Below are 21254 nucleotides of genomic sequence, written 5' to 3' on the forward strand. Positions count from 1 at the left end.
CTCAATACCACTATTTTGACGCAGAATTCTCAGCAATAAATTAATCCACCGGGAAGGTACTGCCCCTTCTAAGACACAGTTATCGGCTGTGCGCGTCACTATTTCCGCCTCCGGTGGGTAAAGGAAGATGGAGGACTCGAACCCCCAGGTGTCACCCTGCCCTGGTTTTCAAGACCAGTTGCCGTCCATTCAGCGGCATCTTCCATAAATTGGGGTGTCTGGGGGAACTCGAATCCCCTATTACTGATGCCACAAATCAGCGCCGCGACCACTTTGGCTTCAGACACAGTGGATCTGGTGGGGGTCGAACCCACAACCTCTTCTGTGCAAGAGAAGCGTTCTCCCATTGGAACTACAGACCCATTTTGGAATGTGCGATCGCATCAGATAAAAAGCGTGCAAGTTACCAGAGCATTGCGCTTTCTCAGTTACTAGGGGAACTCCGCTGGTGAGTTATTACACACTCTTTAAAGGATGGCTACTTTTAAGCCAACCTCCCAGGTTCTTCGCACTCCCCGTTCCCACGCGCCTGCTGTTTTGCAGCAGCACTTTTCCTCTCGTACTAAAGTATGTAGGCTCTTGGATGTTAGGGCACGCGATGGGATGCGATCGCGGTGATGTTATCGTCATAAATTACAAGAAAAGCAACCTCCTGCAACTTTCTCAGTCACAGTTAGAATATCTAAATTTTGCCGTGTTGTTTTTTTGCCCAGTAACCTCTTGGCGGTTTTTTAATTTTGTACGCTTTGCACCATTTTGCTACTGCTTGGTCGCTGACACCAAAAGTTTGAGCTATTTGGGTAGTTGGTTTTTCCCATACCAGCTTCTCTAGTTCTTTCTTGGATGGACGCTCAACTTTTCTTGTATTAATTCTTGCTTTGTAAGCTTTGTGAATTTTTACTTTAACTCCAAAATCTTCTAGCTTTCTTTTTTCGGCTTTAGAGCCTAATTTGAGAAAATCTTCCCACCAATAGAAAGGAGTTGGACTGTTGGGAAGTTCAGTCCTAATGTTGACTCCTCTATAATCAATGCTGGGATAAATAACTCGATCTTTTTCTGGTAAGTAAATAGCATAACACTCAAAATCTCCTGTTTTATATTTACGCTGATGAGTTCCTTTTTTGTCATTCCAGCAGGTATAACCTGCTACTTTTCCAAAACTAGAATATTTCACCTGAATTCTTATAAATTCGTTGTCTTTCCACACCACAAGGTCAAATGGTAGATGTTCAGAAAAAACAGGAGTAAAAACTACATATCCTCTCGCTGTTAAATCAGCTATAGCTTTTGCTACAGCAACATCTCCTTTAACTTTGGTATGATGTTCTATCAAGTCGAACCCCTATTTTGGGAATACTTTAATATTATACCAGCTTTTAGGTTCGAGTAACGCCTCCACCAGGATTTGAACCTGGGACAATCACTTTAGAGGAGTGCTGCTCTGTCCGCTGAGCTATAGAGGCATTGGTAGTCCTGGTAGGAATCGAACCTACGACTACTTGCTTGTAAGGCAAGTTCTCTGCCATTGAGTTACAGGACTGAGAACAGCGAGAGTAGTAGGACTCGAACCTACAACCGTCAGGGTCGAAACCTGAAACTCTGTCCAATTGAGCTATACTCTCAGAAAGTTCTCAAGCGAATGATGGGACTCGTTCGCGAAGCGTCTCCGAAGGAGATACCCATGCGTTGAGTGTGGCACACTCAAGTGCTAGCCGCTACATCACACCCGCATTTTTTCAAGCGGATAACGAGGTTCAAACTCGTGCCTGAAGCTTGGAAGGCTTATATGCTTTCACTACACCATATCCGCATATTTAAAACCTCAATTAATCAGATTTGTTTTACCCAAAACGATGAGAAAATTCTCTAAAAATCTTTCTCTCTCCTCTAGTGTCGAGAACTGAAAAAAGTACGCTTTTGAATCTTCCCGAAAATTGCCCGTTTGCTAATAATAAATCGGCAAACATTTGGGCGACTATTGCCGGATCGTTTCGGAATACTCCACAACCCCAAGCGCCTAAAACTAAAGCATCACATTCATGGTAAGCTGCTAAACTTAATAATTTAGCACCGCGAACATAAAGAACTTCCGCGATCTTTCCTTTGTCTTCAGGTTGTTTCTTTTCTATTTCGCCAGCGTTGGGGGCGGGGCTAGTAATAAAATCTACTACATAAGCAGTTGATAGTAAGGTTCCATCATCTTTTTTGAAGACTGGACAACCTGGGGAATAAATCATGCGATCGGAATACAAAAGCGATCGATTACCTCGATGATAATCATAATACTCTGGACATTTTAACAGACTTTTGTAAAGTCCAGAACTCCGAGCTAAACTCTCTTCTTGCGCTTGAGCACCTCTGAGAAATCCACCTCCAGGGTTTTTAGCTGAAGCAAAATTCAAAACACCAATTCTAGCAAATTGTTGGGTTTGCGCCATGAATTCTGCACCCATCAACGTCGTCTCATTTTTGACCGCAAATACCGTATTATAGAATTTAGGAGTTTCAGCAAGTACTGCTTTTTGGATTTGCTCAATTTCCGGTAAGTCATAGCATTTAGTTTGAGCGATACATGATACTAATTCTCGCGCAATATCAACTCGTTTGCCTTCAGGAGATTGGTAATAACCATCTTCTAAGATATTGAGAGTGTTTTGAGCGATCGCTTTTCGATCCATAATTTTAGCTTCATCCTAACTTATTAAAAAGAGATAAGAATGCTGACCACTCAGCCAGGTGGAAACCTCAAGGTTTTATGGAACCTACAACCAATACCCTGGATTTTATCGAACTTTAACCTTTATGGTTTGAGTTTTGATTGACTAAGGTTTAAGGTTTGAACTTTGAGCGTTAAGCTTTGAGCTTTAACCTTTGACTAAAGTAGGAGATGGTTTTCTACCTGCCAATGTAGATCCATCTCAAAACCATAAATTTAGAGATTTTCAAGTAACCAGCAATTATATTAACTCAAGTTACTAGTTATGAGTTTATACGTTTTTGATCCCCCTAAATCCCCCTTAACAAGGGGGACTTTAAATCCGGTTCCCCTTAACAAGAAGGGGGACTTTAAATCCGGTTTCCCTTAACAAGAAGGAGGAGTTTAAATCCGGTTTCCCTTAACAAGAAGGAGGAGTTTAAATCCGGTTTCCCTTAACAAGAAGGAGGAGTTTAAATCCGGTTCCCCCCTTATTAAGGGGGGTTAGGGGGGATCGAATTGCTATTAATCTGGAATTTCGATCGTTGTCCGAGCGTTGCTAATTGAAAGTACGCGATCGCAAGTTGATTTAAAGTCCTCAATAAACGATTGTCGTCTCTCAATTTCTGCGGCTAAATTTGTCGGATCTAAAAGTTCAACGCCTTCTCTTGCTAGGAAGCTATCAGCCAAAGATTGATACTTCTCAGAAGCAGCATTCTTACCCAAAACTTCCATTGCTAGTTTATCAAGACGTTCTTTAACTTTAGCTTGTGCTTGATCGTAATCTTTGCGAGCACGAATGAAAGCCGCTTGCATTACACTCATAACTGACTCGTAGTAAGCGATGAAACTTTTCATTTCGATCGCTTCTGCAACAGTCATTTCTTGACCTGCAATGGTGACGGTTGTGGAAGCATTAGAAAGTACGATCGCTCTTTTAATAGTACGTCTACGAGCAATCAAATCGTCAACTCTTTGTAAACTCGATCGAGCCTTTACCTGATACTCATCTCTAGAGCGAAAACCTGTTGGAACTTTGCCAACTTCCAAAACTGTAATTAAAGCATTATTATCTAAACCTAATCTCGCAGAATCAATGCGTTTTTCTAATAATGTTAGCTCTGCCAAAGCATCCGTAACCGTCATCATTACCATACTTTTCTACTCCTTAAAGTTTAAAAATCGACCTTTTTTATTAACAAGCAGGAGGCGAGATTTGAACTCGCATAAGCAGTTTACAAGACTGCTGTGTTGCCATTGACACCACACCTGCATTACAACTCATCCCTAAAAATTACCAATCATCACTCAGTTTCAGGCAAGTTGACACTCGCTTTAGTTTGCAACTAAAATAACGTTCTAAGCGGAGGTAAGTTCACAATTTGAAGCTAATACTTGTAGCTCCTAGTTCACAATTATTTACAGCTTTCCAACAGCATTTCAGCTATTTACCCAACGTTGAAATAGTCAATAACTATTTCGAGTGGTTGCCAGAATTTGACTGTTTAGTTAGCCCTGCTAATTCATTTGGAATGATGGATGGTGGCATGGATGCAGCGATCGTTAGGTTCTTTGGTCGCTCCCTGATGACAAAAGTTCAGCAGCATATCCTTGATGAATTTCTGGGTGAACAGCCTGTTGGAACATCGTTCATCGTGGAAACTGGTCATCCAAAGCATTCTTTCCTGGCTCACACACCCACCATGCGAGTGCCAATGTCTATTGCTGGTACAGACATTCCATACGTAGCAATGTGGGCAATGCTTCTCGCTGTTCGACGGCACAACCAATATGCCGATCGAAAAATTAGTAGCGTTGCCTGTCCGGGATTAGGTACAGGAATAGGGCGAGTTCCCTATCATGAAGCTGCTAGACAGATGGCATTAGCTTATGATAACTTCCTGTATCCACCCAAATTTCTCAATTGCATAGTTGCTGCTGACAGACAACTTCAAATTTGGGAGGGAGGAAATTCAAGCTTTATCTGAACCGCGACACGATCTCGCTACTTACTCTAAAGCAGGCGGCGAGAGTCGTGTACTCGCATCAGAAGCATACGATGCTCCTATGCTTGCCATTGACACCACACCTGCATATTTTGGTGGCAGGGGTAGGAATTGAACCTATCTGATATTCAGGTTATGAGCCTGATGAGCCGCCGTTGCTCCATCCCTGCGATGTCACCAAATGCCCCTGACTGGAGTCGAACCAGCAACCTCTTCGTTCTAAGCGAAGCGCCTCTTTCCGGTTGGGCTACAAGGGCATAAATTGATTGAAAAACTCTTGTGGGGCAGGCATCTTGCCTGCCATATTTTGTAAGTTTAGCGATCGACCTTTACCCGTTTACCAGGGTCTTGTTTCCGCACCCAAGCGAGGAATTTCTGCATTTGGCGATCGCTTTTCAGCTTTTCTTTGCTGTTTAATTCTTGAGCCAAATACTTGTTATCAAACAATACATGAATCTGGCGATGGCAAGCCGAACAAATATCAATTGTTGGGCCTGGATCTAACTTCTTGCGTTTAGTGCTTTGTCGGGGAATTAAGTGATGGACGGTTAATTTATCCATCGCTCGTTCGCAGAGTTCACAGGGTAATGTTTCTTTGGGCAAAACTTTGGAATTCATCCTTTGGTGGGATTGGGAATTGCGATCGATTTTCAGACATTTTTGCTTTTTCCTTCTTAATTATGACAAATTTATGGGTGCTACAGGAGTCGAACCTGTGTCACAGCCTGATTAAGAGTCAGGTGCATAACCGTTCTGCCAAACACCCATAATTAGTGGGTCGCCCAGGGGTCGAACCTGGATCACACTGCTTAAAAGGCAGCTGCATATCCGCTCTGCCAACGACCCAAGTTTGGTACTCCCGACAGGACTTGAACCTGTAAAATCTGGCTTCTCGAACCAGCACGTATCCCTATTCCGTCACGGGAGCATAAATAGGCTATTAGCCAAGTACCCCTGACAGGACTTGAACCTGCAAAACGCAAGGTTTGAGCTTGCGACGGTTTCCAATTACGTCACAGGGGCATATCGGGGTGGCAGGATTTGAACCTACGACATTCTGCTCCCAAAGCAGACGCGCTACCAAGCTGCGCTACACCCCGTAATACTCCTGACTGGATTTGAACCAGCAACGCGCAAGGTTTAAGCTTGCTGCCTCTTCCGATTGGGCTACAGGAGCAAAAATTGATTATTTTCCAAGCAATTAAGTTTTGGAAAATACAACTGAGGAGGCAGGACTCGAACCTGCATTATTCCGCTGTCAAAGAACGGTGCCATACCGATTAGGCGACTCCTCAATGTTTGATAAAGGCTGCCGGGGCAGGGCTTGAACCTGCAAAAAACTCCTATTTCAGAGATAGGTGACTTTTCCGATTCGTCTACCCGGCAATAAATAAATGACGTTCCTAGTAGGGATTGAACTTATGAACGTCAAGCAACCAAACAACTCCTCAGGCAGGATTTGAACCCGCGCACTTTCGGTTAACAACCGACTGCTCTGCCACTGAGCTACTGAGGAATAGAGATTAAACCTGTATGTATTTCTACATGACACCTGTTACAAACTAAAATACATTTTTTCAATTCTTCTTCAACTCGACTCCAAGCAATGGAGTATGAACCAAACTCTAACTCTTTTTCAGTAGGGTTAATATGGTGAAAAGTTAAGGCTGCGATACATCTGTCATAACCGCAAATTACACATTTCCCACCCATTAATGCAACTGCACGCCTCTTTGTTTTTTGACGGCTTTGTGTCACTCGGCATGAAGGACATATTTGAGCGTATTTACCTTTTCCTCCTTCATAACTTTTAAGACATATACTACATACTCGTAAGGAACTTCTCTCTTCGAGTAAATTTTGTGTGTTGTGCTTTCCAAATGGTGAACAATTAAGACAATATTTTCTGTTCTGTAGATTTCGTTTTTTCCCGTTTAATCTAATTGCATTTGGAAACTTTGTTTTACATTTTTCACATTGCGGCATAGTAGCACCTTTCACAATTATTTAGATAGTAATATATTAAGCTACTATCACTAAGCTACAAAGCAATGCTAGTCCCCCAGGTCAGTATTGAACTGACGACCCCTTGATTTTCAGTCAAGTGCTCTGACCAACTGAGCTACCGGGGGAAACGAGAACGGAGGGATTTGAACCTTCTTCTTCAGTTTCGTAGGCTGAGATGTTATCCACTTACACCACGCTCTCAAGGCGGAGAAGGAGGGATTTGAACCCTCGGCGGCTGTTACACCGCTCTTTCTTAGCAGGAAAGTGCCTTAAGCCTCTCGGCCACCTCTCCATGATTGGACGCGGGAGAAGGAATCGAACCTTCGTAAACGAGCTTATGAGACTCGTGAGTGACCACTACTCTATCCCGCAATGGGCTGGGCAGGAATCGAACCTGCAATGCTTTAAGCTACTGTTTTACAGACAGCTACCCTACCAATTAGGAGAGCCAACCCAGGTTTTTTGGTAGTGCTGACGGGATTTGAACCCGCAAATCACCTGATTGAAAGTCAAGCCGCTTAAGCCATTTGCGTACAGCACTAGGGAAATTTCTACTCCGTGCAAGTTTAAAAAGCTACAGTTTTTCAACCTCCATTTTTGGCGGAGGTTGTCGGATTTGAACCAACTCTGATTTTCATCAGATGACCAGTATGTAAGCTTTCTTTGTGAGGTCACGCAGTAGAACGCAGAGACTAGGACTTGAACCTAGAACAACAGTTTTGGAGACTGTGATGTTGCCAATTACACCATCCCTGCTTATGGTAACAGCGACGGGATTTGCACCCGTATCAACCAAGTTATGAGCTTGGGGCTTTGCTGGTTAAGCTACGCTGCGATGTCACCAAGAGGTCAGAGTGGGATTTGAACCCACGACGAAAATCAGATTTGCAGTCTGATGCCTTCAACCACTTGGCTATCTGACCATTAGACATCTCTAATAAAGAATCTCAAAGGCAGGCAGGATGCCTACCCTACAAGAGTTATTGGAGATGTCTATTTGGTAGTCCCGACGAGAGTTGAACTCGCAATCTTCACCTTGAGGGGGTGACGGCTTGAACCAATTCGCCTACGGGACTATTTGAACGAGGCTGACGGGTCTCGATCCCGCGACCTTCGCTGTGACAGAGCGACGCTCTCCCAACTGAGCTACAGCCTCATTAATCGAGCAATTTATCCCACCTTTCTTCGTCTTGTTCTTGAGGAACATGAGAGGTTTTACCCTTAATTTCCTCAAATGACCGAGCCAATCTGCTGTTCTACTGTCGAATTGCGATCGATACACCTTGAAACCGTACAAGGTTAGGCGAAATAGAACAGCAGCTTCAGAGATAGCAGTTCTCCGATCTGCGGTTAGCTCTCGATCGCCCAATGCCTGATGGAATTTAGACTCTATTGGCCTCTGACGCTTGCGAACAGTTTTAACGTAGTTTTGCAGCTTTTCATAAGCAATAGCTTGTTTGGCTTTCCTGATCTCCTCTGGGAGAGGATAGGGTTTCAACCAGTTACTCAGCGTTCCTTTCGGCACTCCTGTTTGCTGGTGAATCTCCCTGAGTGATAAGTGTTTGTTCACTCTTAGTTGGATTACCTTTAGCTTGACTGAGCTTAAATCCTTCGGCATCAGACTATCTTTGATGAATCAACGAATATTTAAACTTTAAATTAAATCGCTGGTTCAGAAAGAAAGCTAACTACACTCGTTGCAATAAGGTATTTTGTACCTGTGTCAACTTCTTTGCTTAACAATTTAAATGGGCGAATTATTCAGTTTTCAAGGTTCGATCGCACTTGGGGCTAAGTTTTTGGCGCTTTCCCTTTCGCGCTACCTTTTTATACTACAAAACATACTACAAAAGTGTCAAGGGTTTTGGGAAAAATTTTTTTCTTTTTTTACTATATGGCTGAAAAGCACTGATATCAAGGGTTTTAGGCTAACAGGCATTGTTGTACTACAAAAAATACAAAATTAAACCGCCCTGAATTGGGTAATACAACTTAGGGCGATATGCAAGAGAGCAGGCTACGCCAACGCATTTCGATAGTTTTTAATTCAATACTGCATAAGTGACTATGACTCAGACATATATATAAAGTAACAAGGTCATGCAATCGTTCCTCCGCTTCCCGCTCTGCATCTGGGCGGGTATTTTTTTTTGACTCGAGGAGGTAAAGCGATCGCAAGAATACTATACGCTAGAGCTTATTCGCTATCTGCTGAGCGGTCTTTGCGGAAGTTTCTTAGTCTTTTTCTAGTTTTGGTTCTAATTTTTCTTCAGTAAAATCTTTTTCATCAGTCCAAGTTGCAATCATAGCAGCGATCGGGATTGAGAGAAAAATACCTAAGACTCCGGCGACTCTTTCGCCGACAAATATGGCAAAGAATAATAATACTGGATGTAAATCCAGGGAATCTTTCATGACTTTAGGAGAGATAAAGTTGTCTTGAATTTGTTGTAATACTATACAAGCTACTAAAACTTTTACAGCCATCCAAAAGCCTTGGGAAGATAATACTAATGTTGTGACTATTAACACTCCCAATGTTGCGCCGATTCCGGGTATTGCGTCCATAATTCCTACAACTAGGGACAAAATCAAGGAATATCTAGTTCCCAAAATGTTGAAGACTATTAAACTGGCAATGGTGAGGAATGCCATTAAGGTTAGTTGGGCGCGAAAGAAGCCTAAAAAACTTTTTTGGGTTTTGTAGGCAAAGCGCGATCGTACATCCAAAGGCACTAATTTTAAAACTGAGTGCCAGATTCGGCTGCCATCCAATAACATATATAAACAGATGACAGCAATAATGATAAACATTAGAAAATTGGAAAATAAAGATTGTAAAAAACCTAAGCCAGTAACTAAGCCTGACTGGAGGGTTTGCAAAATTCTATCAAAATTTTCCTCTAATCTCAAATTTCTTAATGGTGGGATAGTTGGTTCAGCAGTTTCAATAAATTCTTTGAGTCTTGCGACTAATCCTTGTCCCTGATTTAAAATTTCTAAACCGAGAGTAACGACAAAAGTTATTCCTAGTAATAAACTAGTGAGAAAAACTACTGCAACCGCTAATTTTCTGGGAATTAATCGAGACAGCCAGTTGACTGGATAGTTAAGTAAAGCTGCGGCAATTGACGCTGTAGTAAACACAAAAATCAACGTACTAAAGTAAGTGATTAACTGGATAAATGCCCAACCACAAATAAACAGCAACAAAAACATTAGTAAAGCCCGAACTTGCGATGAGTTATTTAGTTGTTGCCAAATACTATTGTTAGGTGGTTTATTCATCGTAGTAGTTTTCCTTAACTTCTATTGGTGGGCGTTGGTTAACTCGATGTAGTAGCCAAAGGGCGACAATTAAGCCAATTATTTCAGCTGCGATCGCGCTAATTACTGCTTGCAATCCCATCATTTGTAATGGCGTTATTGGAACTCTTGCCATCACAGCTGTACCCTGAGTGGGACTAAATATGGTAGACGATCCTTGAGGTAAAGATAGTAGCTTAACCAACAAATTATTTACTTGGGACATTGCCACTATTACCGCAAAAATCATTCCCGCTATATTCACAAGTAGCCCAATTGATAAACTGCGAATTACTTCTACTCTAGAGGGACGTAAATCAGGATTTGTTAATTTTTGCCCAATTTTGGTATAACGAAAACACCAATAAATAGTGAAAATTAGGGCAATTAGCGAGGCATAACCAAAAAAGAATGCTACAGTTCCAGAACTACCCAATCTATTAGGATTTCTGGGAATAAACAGAAAAAATACTGCCAAAGCAACGGGAATAAACCCAAAAAACAATTGTAACCAAAAACCAGTCCAGCCAATTACACGCATTTCTGTAGCAATGCGCCGTACACTTGGGGGAGGAGAATTTGATTCCAGTAATTTCAACATTTGTGATTAATCTATCCCAAAATAAGCCAGAAAGATTTTAACTTGTTTCGCTGAATAATTCTACAAAGAGCCAAAATAATTAACCAAACCAGAACTTACGCAGCGTGGGTCAAAAACCCGGTTTCTGGGTTAAGTTAGCTCATTTAAACCAACGATTGTACCAAGAAACCGGGTTTTTTAGGTTTTGATTTTACCAACCAATAGGTGTGGGTGCAATAGGCTCAATGTTAGGTTCTGCACCTATTTGATTGGCGCGTAGTACCCAAATAGTTGCTCCCTGTTTCAGAAATATTCTTGTTACTGTTTCACTAGTAAGGCGCGGTAAAAGTGTGCGCCAACTTAGTAACCCTGTCAATAATCTTTCAAATAAATCTTCTTCGGGACTAATTCCCAAATTACTTTGATTATTTTCCCAATCAGCACGGGCGCTACCAAAAGGCAAAAGTTTCCCTCTGATGGATTTACCTAGTTTTAATAATTGCTCTAATTGTTCCGGTTCTCCGGGATCATCTTGCAACCATTCTAATAGTTCTGGGTGAGATTTAATGGCTTAACTCGATTGAGAAATAAAACAATCCCTTGACCGATCGCCCTCGATAACCCAGCTAACAACACAATTAACAACGCTAATAATACTCCATCATTTAGAGTAATTATCTGTTGAAATGCCTCTGGTTTTAGTGCGATCGCTCCCCAAATTAATTCCCAGAATTGATCGAATGCAGATAGAATCATAATTCACTGATTATATGTAAGGTGCGTTATTAACGCACCCTACTAGACTACTAGACTACTATTAAACTACATTCCCGGCGCTTCGTACTCTAACTCTCCTTTTTCTAGCTTTTCTTGAACCAAACTTCTGTACAGTTCAATTTCCCGATAAAATTGATCGGCAGAAGTTTTTCCATGATCATAAATTTCTGATTTAATTTTTTGATACTCATCAGAAGTAATTTTGCCATCTGCCATTGCTCTTTCAATGATATTTTTGAGCCTTTCTAGTTGTTGTAACTCTTGTGCAGTTGCTTCTTGAGCATTAGGGCGATCGATCTCCATTTTTTCCTCCTAAATTAACGAAAGTGAAAAATTATCACCTGGGGTTATCAGAACTTATAGGTTCAGGTACGATCGGTATTGGTGCTTTTCTCCCAAAAGCTTGTTCTAATTGTTCGGGAGTTAAAGAACGAATTAGATCTAGTTTAAGCGGTTCCCGGCTAACAGATTGAGCATAAGCCGCATTAAGAAAACCTTTATATTCTGAGCGACCATTGAGATAAGCTTGCATAAAGACTAAGCTTAAGCCTTTAATATAATCTCGTGCTAACTTAGGATCTCTGCCAGACAATAAAAATCCCAAACTATTAGGTTGTGGTTCTTGATCTGTACCATCAAATTGATCGGCAGCTGCGTGACCGCTCTTAATAATTACTGATAGATATTTATCGGGATTATTCATCCAAATAAAAGGTTGAATTTGTTCTTCAACTACCGAAGCAATAATATCAGCACTTCCACCCAAAATCATAGTAGGAATTTTGATCTCACCCATACCTTCAGGGCCAAAAACTATACTCGTTAAAGGATTAAGTGCGATCGCAGCTTTAATTCTCGGATCGCTTAAATTCTCAGTCACCGGAGGCAAATCTACCGCTAAACATTGTAAAAAGTAAGAAGCATTGAGGCTGATTTGTTGGTTGTTACATTCTTGCGCTATCCGTGCTTGATTGAATTTTGCTCCTGCCAATGCTAAAGCAGTATAACCACCAAAAGAATGTCCAATTACCGCAACTTGTTGTAGATTCATTTTTCCGGCTAATTCCGATCGCGATAATCGTTCTAATTCATCGAGAGTATACTTAACATCTAATGGTCGATTGACAAATTCCATGCGATCGATACTGCTTCTAGCTATTCCTAAAAGTAAAGCTTGTCTCCTTACCGCATCACTACCAATATGTTGCGGTAACACCGCCACAAAACCATGAGAAGCTAAATGTTCTCCCAAATAAGCAAACGCTTTTGGATCGGACCCTAAACCATGAGAAATTACCACCACTGGCGCAGGTTGAGATAACCCTTCTGGGATGTATAATTCCACCCGAAAACTATGGGGAGAATTATTTCTTCCTAAAGATTGAGTATTTCGAGTTAATTGTAATGTACGTTGGGAAAAGCGAATATTTCCTCGTAGCTGTAAATTTTTAGGTAATGGAACTTTAGTACTTGATTCTCTTGCTTCTTGTTCCGTTGCTTGGGTAACTGCGTTTACAGCTGCTCTTTGGTAATTAACAAGTATAGTAAATTGTCTTTGTAATTGTAATAATTGATTAGCATCCATCCGAATTCCTGACGTAGGAAACTTTCGCATAATATTAATCATCGTCATTCCTTCTGGGTCAGCAGCTGCTAATATTAAAGCTGCCCTCAGTGCATAAAAACCATCTAATCTTCCTTCTGTGCGAATCACAGTTCCTAATCTTTGCAGTAGTTGTTCGCCAATTGGTGTATAGGTTAATTGGGATACTACTACAGGACTAATATCTAAACGTCTTTGTAAGAATTCCCGAAAATTGACTAAACCATTTTCTCCGAGAAACCTAGCATAAAAACTTAAATCTCGATCGACCTCCCCAGTCTTAGCAAATTTTTCTAAAGAACTTACTGGCAAGGAAAAATCTAAAGGCCCATAAGATATAAAAATTGTTTCGGCACCTAAAACTGGTTTCGGTTTTAAGGCTGGAAATACCATACCTAAAGTTAAACAACAACAGACAGAGAAAATTTTTAATAAATTTTTCTGGCGTACTGATGAAAGGGCAACTGGCTTAGTGGACTGGGACTTTTTCTTTCTTTTGGTGGATGTTGTGATTAGGAACATAGAGTATAACAATACAAGGGATTATATTACTATTGCACAATATGAGAAACGCAGAGTTATTAAGTTTACATTCAATTTAATAAAAATAGCGGCTAAAATTAAGCCGAGAACAAAAACTAGATTTTTCTCCCCTTGTCTTGACAAATACACAGCCAAATTTACTCAAAATGAAAGATGTTTTTTAGGTGGCTTACTAACTAAAATCGGATTTTGTCCAGAACAAATCTCAAGGAGTCTTTTAAACATCATGAGTGAATTAATTGTACTTGGTTTTGATAACGAATATAAAGCTGAAGAAGCTCGTCTTGACCTAGCTAAAATGCAAGTAGAGCATTTAGTTGACTTAGAAGATGCCGCAGTAGTAGTTAAAAACAAAGAAGGCAAAGTTAAGCTAAAACAAGCAGTAGACTTAACTGCTACCGGGGCAATTAGTGGTAGCTTTTGGGGATTGTTGATTGGTACTCTTTTCTTAATGCCTATTTTGGGTGCCGCAGTGGGTGCTGCTTCCGGTGCGATTGGTGGTGCTTTATCGGACATTGGTGTTAATGACCAATTTATGAAACAATTGGCACAGTCGATGCAACCTGGCACCTCAGCGCTGTTTGTTTTAGTCAGAAAAGCCACACCAGAAAAGGTATTACCAGAACTAGCAAAATATCATGCCACAGTATTGCGAACTTCTCTGTCTCCTGATGCGGAAAAGAAATTGCAAGATGCTTTGAGTGGTACTTCCGCGACTCCCGCTACTGCTTCCTAACCTAAATTAAGAGCAAATTTTGGATTAATATACGACTAGATCCCCGACTTCTTCAATAAGTCGGGGATCTCTCTCGGGGATCTCTCTCACCTAAACTGAAAAGAATTATGCCTGCAACAATTGCCTTAATTGCTCACGATGCTAAGAAAGACGATATCGTTAACTTTGCGAGAAAACACGCACCTTTGTTAGGGCGTTATAGATTAATTGCCACAGCTAATACTGGAGAAAGGATTGCCTCAGAAACGGGGTTGAATATAGAAAAAGTTGCTGCTGGTAGTATGGGCGGAGATGTACAAATTGCCGCCGAAGTGGTAACAGGTAATATTATTGCGGTAATCTTTTTAGTTGAGTCTTTTTATGTCCAACCTTATGAACCAAATGTGCAGACAATCTTACAAATTTGTCAGGTGCATAATGTTGCCATAGCGACTAATTTAGCAACAGCAGAAGCGATCGCATCATCCCTAGCCAAAACCTTAGTCGCTCATTTAATCTATAATCCCGTTTCCGGGCAAGGTAACGCCGAACAAGAGTTAGCATTAATTCGGGAATTATTAGAACCACATTTACATTTACAAATTCACTTTACCGAACCAGAAGTCGATCCGGCTACTTTGGCGGAAGAAGCGATCGCCACCAAAGCAGATATAATAATTGCTTCTGGTGGAGATGGCACAGTTTCCGCTGTTGCCGGAGCCTTAATTGGTAGCGGCATTCCATTAGGAATTATTCCCAGAGGAACCGCCAATGCCTTTGCCGTTTCTTTAGGAATTCCCAGATTATTACCCATTAGAAACGCCTGTCAAATAATCTTAGCCAACCACACTCGCACAGTAGACGCAGCTAGATGTAACAACTTACCAATGATATTATTAGCAGGCATCGGTTACGAAGCCGCAACAGTAGAAAAAGCCAGTCGAGAATTAAAAGATCGTTGGGGTGCAATGGCATATATCATGGCAGGTTGGCAATTACTCGATCAATCAGTTTTGTTTGATACAGAAATCGAAACAGAAGAAGGAAAAAAATATAATTTTCAAGCAACAGCAATTACAATTGCTAATGCCGCACCGCCAACTTCCGTATTAGCTCAAGGTGCAGGACAAGTAATTTTTGATGATGGATTACTAGATCTCACCATTGCCACACCTGAAAACAAACTAGAAGCAGTTTCCGCCATGTTAAGAATGTTTGGCGCAGCAATTACCAAAACCGAATTTGAACACAAAAATGTCTTTCATGGACAAGTTAAGTACCTGAAATTAAGCACAAATCCACCCCAAAAAGTAGTAGTAGATGGGGAAATTATTGGTACAACACCCATTGAAGTTGAATGTATCCCTGGTGGATTAACAGTTTTGGCTCCCAAAGCTTAACATCCAAACCTCAAACTGTTAATCATTTGAATTGCTTGTTGAGGCAGTAGGGGAGAGGGTTTGAAGGTTTTTCCACAATCTTCCAAATAAACTCTTAGAAAAGTCTTATCTCATTCTTATTTTTACTAGTTAATGGGTACGTAGTTGCGCTGTCTTCGCTCTTATGCCAGCGAAGACAGCGCAACTACGTACCTCATCTTAAAACCACAAACTTGAGAAATTCTTTAAAATTACGTATCCAGCCCAAATTACTTGTATAATTCAATGCTGTTAATTGGGCTAAGTTACAAATTTAATCAAAAATAATCATGACAAAACTTCATATTGCAACTACCAATAGGAAAAAAGCTAACATATCATTCCCGATTCAACTAATAGGCACAGTCTTAATAGTTTCCCTAACAAGTACAGCTTGTAGTCAAAAGAAACAACCCACCGCCTCAGCAGAAGCACCACCACCAGCGATTCCCGTAAAATTGCTCAAAATTGAGCCTACCAAGGTTGAAGACATAGACCAATACCAAGGACAATTGCAAGCAGCGCAAAGAGTCACATTAGCACCGCAAACAAACGGTCGGATTCAACAGATATATGTCACCCAAGGACAGAGCGTTAATACTAATGCGCCAATAATGCTGTTGAGTCCCGAAAAAAGTCAAGCCGATGTGCAAGGTGCCCAAGCCCAAGTCCAAGGACAACAAAGCAACTTAGCCAACGCCCAAGCCCAAGTGCAAGCACAACAAAGCAACTTAGCCAACGCTCAAGCCAGAGTTGCCGCAGCCCTTGCAGATGTAGCCCGTCAGGAAGCCCAAGTGCAAGCAGCCCTTGCGGATATTCAAGCCAAAAAAGGTCAGTTGCAACTAGCGCAAGTGAATTACGATCGCTCTAGAAGTCTAGTCAATCAAGGCGCATTACCCAAACAAGACTTAGACCAAAAAGCAGCCCAATTAAATAATGCCAAAGCTGCCGTCAACGTTGCCAACCAACAACTAGCAGCCGCCCAAAAATCCTTAGCCAGCGCCCAAGCCTCCGTCACATCTGCCCAAGCAGGCGTATCTCAAGCCCAAGCCAACATCAAAGCCGCCCAAGCCGCCGTATCCCAAGTCCAAGCCAACATCAAAGCCGCCCAAGCCGCCGTATCCCAAGCCCAAGCAGGCGTATCCCAAGCCCAAGCAAATGTCAAATCTGCCACAACAACCTTAGACTATAACAAAGTCGTCGCCCCCATTAATGGCGTAGTGGGAAATATTCCGGTAAAAGTAGGAGATTACGTTAATACCGGACAGACGCTTACAACTATTATTCAAAACAATGCTTTTGACCTACAAATTCCCGTTTCCGTCAAACGCACCCCGCAACTAAAAATCGGTTTGCCAGTCCAAATTATTAACCCACAAAATAACCAACCCGCAGTCACAGGAAGCATTAACTTTATCTCGCCGCAAATCGATCAAAGCACCCAAACAATCTTAGTCAAAGCACGATTTCCCAACATCAAAGATTATCTCCGAGATCAACTAACAGTTACAGCCAGAATTGTTTGGAATCAAACCACAGGAATCTTAATTCCTACAACTTCTGTCACCAGAATAGGCAATCAGCCTTTTGCGTTTGTGGCGCAGCAAAGCAAAAATCAGCAAGGGCAACCACAAACGATCGTCGAGCAAAAACCCGTGCAATTAGGCTCAGTTCAAGGAAGTAATTATCAAGTCAAAGAAGGCTTAAAAGCAGGTGAAAGTATCGCTGTTAGCAATATTCTCAAATTAAAAAATGGTACTCTAATTACTCCCGAACCTTAACCGCTAACCCAGTTCTGAAATTTGAATGTTGAGTTTTATCTAAAAAACTTTTTCAACTCAAAACTCAAAACTTAAAACTCAAAACTTTTTAAACAGATGGCTATATTCTCAATTTCAGATAACTTTATCAAACGACCAGTCCTGACCACAGTTTGTACAATCCTAATTGTGCTGATTGGTACTATTTGTATTCCCCTGTTACCCATCAACAACTTACCTGATATTGCGCCGATTCAAGTACAAGTAAGCAGTACCTACAGTGGTGCTGATGCTCAAACAGTAGAAAACACAGTTACTACAACCATAGAAAGACAAATTAACGGTGTAGAAGGTTTAGAATTCATTACTTCCCAAAGTACCAACGCTGGCGCAAGTTCGATTCAAGCATTCTTTGGCATCGACACAGATAAAAACATCGACCAAGTAAACGTTCAAAACAAAGTTGCCCTCGCTCAACCTCAATTACCAGACACAGTAAAACAAACTGGGGTAGTAGTAAAAACAGCTTCAACTAGTATTTTGTTAGTTTATGGTTTCAATGCCGAAAACAACAAATATGACGCTACTTTTATCAGCAATTATTTAGATTTGTACGTTACAGATACTCTAAAAAGAGTGCCGGGAGTGGGAGATTTATCGATTCTCGGTCAACGCCAATATGCCATGAGAGTTTGGCTTAATCCTAATGCAATGGCAGCCAGAGGATTAACCGCAGCTGATGTAATTTCCGCTTTACAATCGCAAAATGTGCAAATTGGTGCAGGGACAATTGGCAGCCAACCTGCTCCTACCGATCAAGCATACACTTTTCCGGTAAGAGTGCAGGGAAGATTAAAAGATGAAACCGAATTTGCCAACTTAGTGATTAAAGTGCAACCAGATGGCACTTTAATCAAACTAAAAGATGTCGGTCGGACAGAATTAGGGGCAGAAAATTACGATTTTCAAGCTTTAGTGAACGGTCAACCAGGGGTAGGTATTTCAATATATCAATTACCCGGAAGTAACGCGGTTGATGTGGCGGCAAAAATCAAAGAAACAATGGCAGACTTAGAAAAAGATTTTCCGCCTGGGTTAAAAAGTTCTTTGGTTTATGATATCACCGAGTTTATTGAAACTTCTTTAGAAGAAGTGTTTAAAACTCTGATTGAAGCGATTCTTTTAGTAATTTTAATCATTTTCATTTTCTTACAAGATTGGCGGACTACGATTATTCCCGCAGTGGCAATTCCCGTGTCTTTACTAGGCACAATGGGGTTTGCTTTAGCCTTTGGTTTTTCGCTGAACACCCTAACTATGTTTGCTTTGATTTTGGCAACAGGTTTGGTGGTTGATGATGGAATTGTGGTGGTGGAAGCGGTCGCTGGTAAAATGGAACAGGGAATGAGTGCTCGTCAAGCTGCTTTAGAGTCAATGAATGAGTTGGCGGGTGCGGTTGTTTCCACTTCTTTAGTGTTGATAGCTGTGTTTTTACCAGTGACATTTTTCCCTGGTGCGACAGGGATTATGTACAAACAATTTGCCTTAATTATTATCTTTTCCATTGTGGTTTCTACGTTTAATGCTTTGAGTTTTTCTCCGAGTATGGCGGCAATATTGTTGCGGCATAAACAGGGAGAAGGTAAAGGGCCATTAGCTTGGTTCTTCCGGCTATTTAACCGCGTTTTTAATTTGATTAATGCGGGTTATACCAAAGTTATTAATCTTTTGATTAAGTTGAAAATAGTTGTTTTTGGAATATTTATTGCTTTGTTGGTAGCGACAGGTTTGATTTATATGTCAGTACCAACAGGTTTTATTCCTGAAGAAGACCAAGGTTTGTTTTTGGGGATGATTCAAGCGCCGGAAGGAGTGGCTTTAAATTACACCAACCGAGTCGCAGATTCAGTTTATCAAGAATTTAAAAAACTGCCTGAAATTCAAGGTTCACTAATTGTAAGTGGTTTTGGTTTAGATGGGAGTGGCCCAAATAAAGGCACATTTTTCGTAAGGTTAAAAAATTGGGCAGAACGCACAGAGAAAAATCAAAGTGTGAAGGCAATTTTGGCGAGACTAAATCGACAGTTTGCCCAAAATCAACAAGCAATTGTGCAAGCATTTAACTTACCCTCAGTACCGGGATTTGGTTCTACGGGTGGTTTTGAATTTCAGTTACAAGATAAATCGGGTGGAAAATTGACTTTTGACCAATTCCTTGGTAATGCTAATCAGATTATTGCTAAGGCAAATCAAAACCCGGATTTAAGTAGAGTTTTCACGCAATTTACTGCTAATACTCCGCAGATTGAGATTGATATTGACCGGGATAAATTATCAAGTCAAAATATCGATTTTGCTCAAGCGATGACGACTTTGAGTGCTTATATTGGTGGTCGTTATGTGAATGATTTTAACTTTGGGCCACGTAGTTACCGGGTGTATGTGCAAGCAGATGAACAGTTTCGTAATGCGCCGGAAGATTTAGGGCAGATATATTTGCGATCGCGCAACGATAAACTAATTCAACTCAAAGAAGTAGCCACAATCAAACAAATTGTTGGCCCATCAGTAATTTCCCACTTTAACTTATTTCGGAGTATTAAAATCCAAGGAAATCCCGCCCCCGGTAAATCTTCTGGACAAGCAATTCAGGCGATGGATCAAGTGTTTAAATCAGCAGGAATTCCTAATTTAGGTTACGAATGGTCTGGACTCACCCGTGAGGAAGTGCAATCAGGTGGTCAAAGTGCTTTAATTATGGCTTTGGGTCTAGTTATTGTGTTTTTAGTATTAGCGGCACAATACGAAAATTACATCGATCCTTTGATTATTTTGCTGACTGTACCGATGGCAGTTTTGGGGGCAATGCTATTTATTTCCCTTGACCCCAGAGAGTTAGTAAACGATCTTTATTGCCAAATTGCCTTAGTAATGTTGATAGGTTTAGCGGCGAAAAACGCCATTTTGATCGTAGAATTTGCTAACCAATCGCGAGAAAGTTTTGGGATGACTATTCCCCAAGCAGCGGCGAATGCAGCGAAGGAACGTTTTCGCCCAATTTTGATGACGGCTGCTTCAACTTTGGTGGGTTTTTGGCCTTTAGTTGTAGCTAAGGGTGCTTCTTCTGCAAGTCGTTGGTCTTTGGGAGTGGCAGTTTTTGGCGGTTTTTTAGTTGCAACTATTATGAGTTTCTTCTTGGTGCCAGTGTTGTACGTGATAATTAAGCAAGTGGCAGAATTTGTGTTTGGTGGGAAGAAGAAGAAGCAAGTAGAAAGCAGAAAGGAAGAAGAAGGCAGAAGTCAGTTGGCAGAAGGCAGAAGGGAAGAAAAAGAAAGTGTAGAGACTGAAGAAACACCTGCTCATACTGTTAGTTCCGATGCAGATGGTAAAGGTACTATAGTATTAGGTAATGGGGATTCACCAACTATTTACTATCCACCTTCAACTACTTCATCAAGTGATAATACAGTTATGCAACCAGATGATACGGAGGAAATGCCGTCTTCTACATCTTCTGAAAGTTCAGAAACAGTGGAGGAAAAGAAATGAATTTTAAACTGATAGTTTTTTCTAGTTTAATAACTGCATTAATTGGGGCAACGATCGGATTCACTGCGGGTGGACTTTTTCGCCCTAGATTTAGCAGTCGAATTTACCGAGATATGCACCGGAATTATACTGTAGTGGGTGGTGTAAGTGGATTAGTTATTGGTGGTTGTCAAGAATCAATTAGACAGCTGAAAAAACAGCGAGATGAGGAAGAGGAGTAAGGGGGCACAGGGGCACAGGGGCACAGGGGCAGGAGAGAATAATTTAATTTAAAATTTAGTTTTGCTGAATCTAG

General features: G+C 41.1%; 17 protein-coding genes, 29 tRNA genes and 1 other annotated feature. Of the genes, 6 read left to right on the plus strand and 40 right to left on the minus strand.

The features are described from left to right. Nucleotides 1-121: 121 nt before the first annotated feature. From ACE1CC_RS11790 to ACE1CC_RS11835, 10 genes are all read right to left on the minus strand, one after another. Nucleotides 122-204: transfer RNA gene (locus ACE1CC_RS11790), tRNA-OTHER, on the minus strand. Between the two features lie 85 nt (nt 205-289). After that, a tRNA-Ala gene (locus ACE1CC_RS11795) sits at nt 290-362 on the minus strand. A gap of 71 nt (nt 363-433) precedes the next feature. Further along, nucleotides 434-516 (minus strand) — a sequence feature (23S ribosomal RNA rRNA prediction is too short). A 166-nt stretch (nt 517-682) separates the two neighbouring features. After that, nucleotides 683-1333, minus strand: coding sequence for a group I intron-associated PD-(D/E)XK endonuclease (locus tag ACE1CC_RS11800; RefSeq protein ID WP_413270652.1), 651 nt, complete (start codon nt 1331-1333; stop codon nt 683-685). 57 nt (nt 1334-1390) lie between these two features. Further along, a tRNA-Arg gene (locus tag ACE1CC_RS11805) sits at nt 1391-1463 on the minus strand. Between the two features lie 2 nt (nt 1464-1465). Further along, nucleotides 1466-1540, minus strand: a tRNA-Val gene (locus ACE1CC_RS11810). An 8-nt stretch (nt 1541-1548) separates the two neighbouring features. Beyond that, a tRNA-Arg gene (locus ACE1CC_RS11815) sits at nt 1549-1622 on the minus strand. Nucleotides 1623-1739: 117 nt separating this feature from the next. Beyond that, nucleotides 1740-1810, minus strand: a tRNA-Gly gene (locus ACE1CC_RS11820). Nucleotides 1811-1841: 31 nt separating this feature from the next. Beyond that, on the minus strand, nt 1842-2678 hold the full coding sequence (locus ACE1CC_RS11825) for a TIGR02452 family protein (protein WP_413270653.1): 837 nt from the start codon (nt 2676-2678) through the stop codon (nt 1842-1844). Between the two features lie 542 nt (nt 2679-3220). Further along, nucleotides 3221-3850: a hypothetical protein gene (locus ACE1CC_RS11830; protein ID WP_413270654.1), complete on the minus strand. Its 630-nt coding sequence runs from the start codon at nt 3848-3850 to the stop codon at nt 3221-3223. 46 nt (nt 3851-3896) lie between these two features. Further along, nucleotides 3897-3968: transfer RNA gene (locus tag ACE1CC_RS11835), tRNA-Thr, on the minus strand. A gap of 109 nt (nt 3969-4077) precedes the next feature. Between ACE1CC_RS11835 and ACE1CC_RS11840 the strand changes: the two genes are divergently transcribed. Next, nucleotides 4078-4683: a macro domain-containing protein gene (locus tag ACE1CC_RS11840; protein WP_413270655.1), complete on the plus strand. Its 606-nt coding sequence runs from the start codon at nt 4078-4080 to the stop codon at nt 4681-4683. 111 nt (nt 4684-4794) lie between these two features. Here ACE1CC_RS11840 and ACE1CC_RS11845 read toward each other — a convergent pair. From ACE1CC_RS11845 to ACE1CC_RS11990, 30 genes are all read right to left on the minus strand, one after another. Then, nucleotides 4795-4872 (minus strand) — tRNA-Met (locus tag ACE1CC_RS11845). 11 nt (nt 4873-4883) lie between these two features. Next, nucleotides 4884-4958, minus strand: a tRNA-Leu gene (locus ACE1CC_RS11850). Nucleotides 4959-5016: 58 nt separating this feature from the next. Further along, nucleotides 5017-5319 carry an HNH endonuclease gene (locus ACE1CC_RS11855; RefSeq protein WP_073592141.1) on the minus strand — a complete coding sequence of 101 codons (303 nt, stop codon included), beginning with the start codon at nt 5317-5319 and terminating at the stop codon, nt 5017-5019. 74 nt (nt 5320-5393) lie between these two features. Continuing rightward, nucleotides 5394-5467: transfer RNA gene (locus tag ACE1CC_RS11860), tRNA-Lys, on the minus strand. An 8-nt stretch (nt 5468-5475) separates the two neighbouring features. Beyond that, a tRNA-Lys gene (locus ACE1CC_RS11865) sits at nt 5476-5547 on the minus strand. A 5-nt stretch (nt 5548-5552) separates the two neighbouring features. Then, nucleotides 5553-5629: transfer RNA gene (locus ACE1CC_RS11870), tRNA-Leu, on the minus strand. A gap of 21 nt (nt 5630-5650) precedes the next feature. After that, nucleotides 5651-5724: transfer RNA gene (locus ACE1CC_RS11875), tRNA-Leu, on the minus strand. Between the two features lie 3 nt (nt 5725-5727). Next, nucleotides 5728-5801, minus strand: a tRNA-Pro gene (locus tag ACE1CC_RS11880). Between the two features lie 3 nt (nt 5802-5804). Next, a tRNA-Leu gene (locus tag ACE1CC_RS11885) sits at nt 5805-5878 on the minus strand. A gap of 44 nt (nt 5879-5922) precedes the next feature. Next, a tRNA-Gln gene (locus ACE1CC_RS11890) sits at nt 5923-5996 on the minus strand. A 14-nt stretch (nt 5997-6010) separates the two neighbouring features. Then, nucleotides 6011-6087: transfer RNA gene (locus ACE1CC_RS11895), tRNA-Gln, on the minus strand. A gap of 58 nt (nt 6088-6145) precedes the next feature. Further along, nucleotides 6146-6217 (minus strand) — tRNA-Asn (locus ACE1CC_RS11900). Further along, on the minus strand, nt 6208-6702 hold the full coding sequence (locus tag ACE1CC_RS11905; protein WP_413270656.1) for an HNH endonuclease signature motif containing protein: 495 nt from the start codon (nt 6700-6702) through the stop codon (nt 6208-6210). Before ACE1CC_RS11905 ends, ACE1CC_RS11900 begins: the two co-directional genes overlap by 10 nt. Before the next feature lie 57 nt (nt 6703-6759). After that, nucleotides 6760-6833: transfer RNA gene (locus tag ACE1CC_RS11910), tRNA-Phe, on the minus strand. Between the two features lie 3 nt (nt 6834-6836). Beyond that, a tRNA-Arg gene (locus tag ACE1CC_RS11915) sits at nt 6837-6909 on the minus strand. 4 nt (nt 6910-6913) lie between these two features. Further along, nucleotides 6914-7000 (minus strand) — tRNA-Ser (locus ACE1CC_RS11920). Between the two features lie 5 nt (nt 7001-7005). Beyond that, nucleotides 7006-7080 (minus strand) — tRNA-Met (locus ACE1CC_RS11925). A 1-nt stretch (nt 7081) separates the two neighbouring features. Beyond that, nucleotides 7082-7163 (minus strand) — tRNA-Tyr (locus ACE1CC_RS11930). A gap of 8 nt (nt 7164-7171) precedes the next feature. Then, nucleotides 7172-7249: transfer RNA gene (locus ACE1CC_RS11935), tRNA-Glu, on the minus strand. A 143-nt stretch (nt 7250-7392) separates the two neighbouring features. Continuing rightward, nucleotides 7393-7464: transfer RNA gene (locus ACE1CC_RS11940), tRNA-Trp, on the minus strand. 3 nt (nt 7465-7467) lie between these two features. After that, nucleotides 7468-7543 (minus strand) — tRNA-Met (locus ACE1CC_RS11945). 11 nt (nt 7544-7554) lie between these two features. Then, a tRNA-Cys gene (locus ACE1CC_RS11950) sits at nt 7555-7631 on the minus strand. Nucleotides 7632-7706: 75 nt separating this feature from the next. After that, nucleotides 7707-7784 (minus strand) — tRNA-Glu (locus ACE1CC_RS11955). Between the two features lie 7 nt (nt 7785-7791). Further along, nucleotides 7792-7864, minus strand: a tRNA-Asp gene (locus tag ACE1CC_RS11960). Nucleotides 7865-8943: 1079 nt separating this feature from the next. Next, nucleotides 8944-9996 (minus strand): AI-2E family transporter, encoded by a 1053-nt coding sequence (locus tag ACE1CC_RS11965; RefSeq protein WP_413270657.1) that lies wholly within the window; start codon nt 9994-9996, stop codon nt 8944-8946. Beyond that, complete coding sequence (locus tag ACE1CC_RS11970; protein WP_413270658.1) at nt 9989-10615, minus strand: DUF3611 family protein; 627 nt, start codon at nt 10613-10615, stop codon at nt 9989-9991. The genes ACE1CC_RS11965 and ACE1CC_RS11970 overlap by 8 nt, the downstream gene beginning before the upstream one ends. 190 nt (nt 10616-10805) lie before the next feature. Continuing rightward, complete coding sequence (locus tag ACE1CC_RS11975; RefSeq protein WP_413270659.1) at nt 10806-11132, minus strand: hypothetical protein; 327 nt, start codon at nt 11130-11132, stop codon at nt 10806-10808. A 5-nt stretch (nt 11133-11137) separates the two neighbouring features. After that, the gene (locus ACE1CC_RS11980; protein ID WP_413270660.1) at nt 11138-11350 is read right to left on the minus strand and encodes a hypothetical protein; all 213 of its coding nucleotides are present in this window, start codon (nt 11348-11350) and stop codon (nt 11138-11140) included. A 66-nt stretch (nt 11351-11416) separates the two neighbouring features. Next, on the minus strand, nt 11417-11674 hold the full coding sequence (locus ACE1CC_RS11985; protein WP_413270661.1) for a hypothetical protein: 258 nt from the start codon (nt 11672-11674) through the stop codon (nt 11417-11419). Between the two features lie 34 nt (nt 11675-11708). Further along, nucleotides 11709-13367 carry an alpha/beta hydrolase gene (locus tag ACE1CC_RS11990; protein ID WP_413270662.1) on the minus strand — a complete coding sequence of 553 codons (1659 nt, stop codon included), beginning with the start codon at nt 13365-13367 and terminating at the stop codon, nt 11709-11711. A 376-nt stretch (nt 13368-13743) separates the two neighbouring features. Here ACE1CC_RS11990 and ACE1CC_RS11995 point away from each other — a divergent pair, with 376 nt between their 5' ends. The 5 genes from ACE1CC_RS11995 to ACE1CC_RS12015 all read left to right on the plus strand — a co-directional run bounded on the left by ACE1CC_RS11995 (nt 13744) and on the right by ACE1CC_RS12015 (nt 21180). After that, on the plus strand, nt 13744-14253 hold the full coding sequence (locus tag ACE1CC_RS11995) for a DUF1269 domain-containing protein (RefSeq protein ID WP_413270663.1): 510 nt from the start codon (nt 13744-13746) through the stop codon (nt 14251-14253). 107 nt (nt 14254-14360) lie between these two features. Next, a complete protein-coding gene (gene mgsA / locus ACE1CC_RS12000; protein WP_413270664.1) occupies nt 14361-15632 on the plus strand; it encodes a methylglyoxal synthase in 1272 nt (423 codons plus the stop codon). A gap of 308 nt (nt 15633-15940) precedes the next feature. After that, entirely contained in the window at nt 15941-17431 is a 1491-nt protein-coding gene (locus ACE1CC_RS12005; RefSeq protein WP_413270665.1) for an efflux RND transporter periplasmic adaptor subunit, read from the plus strand. Between the two features lie 96 nt (nt 17432-17527). Further along, complete coding sequence (locus ACE1CC_RS12010) at nt 17528-20959, plus strand: efflux RND transporter permease subunit (protein ID WP_413270666.1); 3432 nt, start codon at nt 17528-17530, stop codon at nt 20957-20959. Beyond that, complete coding sequence (locus ACE1CC_RS12015) at nt 20956-21180, plus strand: hypothetical protein (protein WP_413270667.1); 225 nt, start codon at nt 20956-20958, stop codon at nt 21178-21180. Before ACE1CC_RS12010 ends, ACE1CC_RS12015 begins: the two co-directional genes overlap by 4 nt. The last annotated feature ends 74 nt before the right edge of the window (nt 21181-21254 follow it).

The organism is Floridaenema aerugineum BLCC-F46, from assembly GCF_041929345.1.
Lineage (GTDB): Bacteria > Cyanobacteriota > Cyanobacteriia > Cyanobacteriales > Aerosakkonemataceae > Floridanema > Floridanema aerugineum.

Bases quoted from the DNA above. Each gene is read 5' to 3' on its own strand.
- ACE1CC_RS11995 (WP_413270663.1), top strand. From the start codon at position 13,744: ATGAGTGAATTAATTGTACTTGGTTTTGATAACGAATATAAAGCTGAA.
- ACE1CC_RS11990 (WP_413270662.1), bottom strand. From the start codon at position 13,367: ATGGTATTTCCAGCCTTAAAACCGAAACCAGTTTTAGGTGCCGAAACA.
- ACE1CC_RS12015 (WP_413270667.1), top strand. From the start codon at position 20,956: ATGAATTTTAAACTGATAGTTTTTTCTAGTTTAATAACTGCATTAATT.
- ACE1CC_RS11825 (WP_413270653.1), bottom strand. From the start codon at position 2,678: ATGGATCGAAAAGCGATCGCTCAAAACACTCTCAATATCTTAGAAGAT.
- mgsA (WP_413270664.1), top strand. From the start codon at position 14,361: ATGCCTGCAACAATTGCCTTAATTGCTCACGATGCTAAGAAAGACGAT.
- ACE1CC_RS11965 (WP_413270657.1), bottom strand. From the start codon at position 9,996: ATGAATAAACCACCTAACAATAGTATTTGGCAACAACTAAATAACTCA.
- ACE1CC_RS11970 (WP_413270658.1), bottom strand. From the start codon at position 10,615: ATGTTGAAATTACTGGAATCAAATTCTCCTCCCCCAAGTGTACGGCGC.
- ACE1CC_RS11980 (WP_413270660.1), bottom strand. From the start codon at position 11,350: ATGATTCTATCTGCATTCGATCAATTCTGGGAATTAATTTGGGGAGCG.
- ACE1CC_RS11985 (WP_413270661.1), bottom strand. From the start codon at position 11,674: ATGGAGATCGATCGCCCTAATGCTCAAGAAGCAACTGCACAAGAGTTA.
- ACE1CC_RS12010 (WP_413270666.1), top strand. From the start codon at position 17,528: ATGGCTATATTCTCAATTTCAGATAACTTTATCAAACGACCAGTCCTG.
- ACE1CC_RS11830 (WP_413270654.1), bottom strand. From the start codon at position 3,850: ATGGTAATGATGACGGTTACGGATGCTTTGGCAGAGCTAACATTATTA.
- ACE1CC_RS11855 (WP_073592141.1), bottom strand. From the start codon at position 5,319: ATGAATTCCAAAGTTTTGCCCAAAGAAACATTACCCTGTGAACTCTGC.
- ACE1CC_RS12005 (WP_413270665.1), top strand. From the start codon at position 15,941: ATGACAAAACTTCATATTGCAACTACCAATAGGAAAAAAGCTAACATA.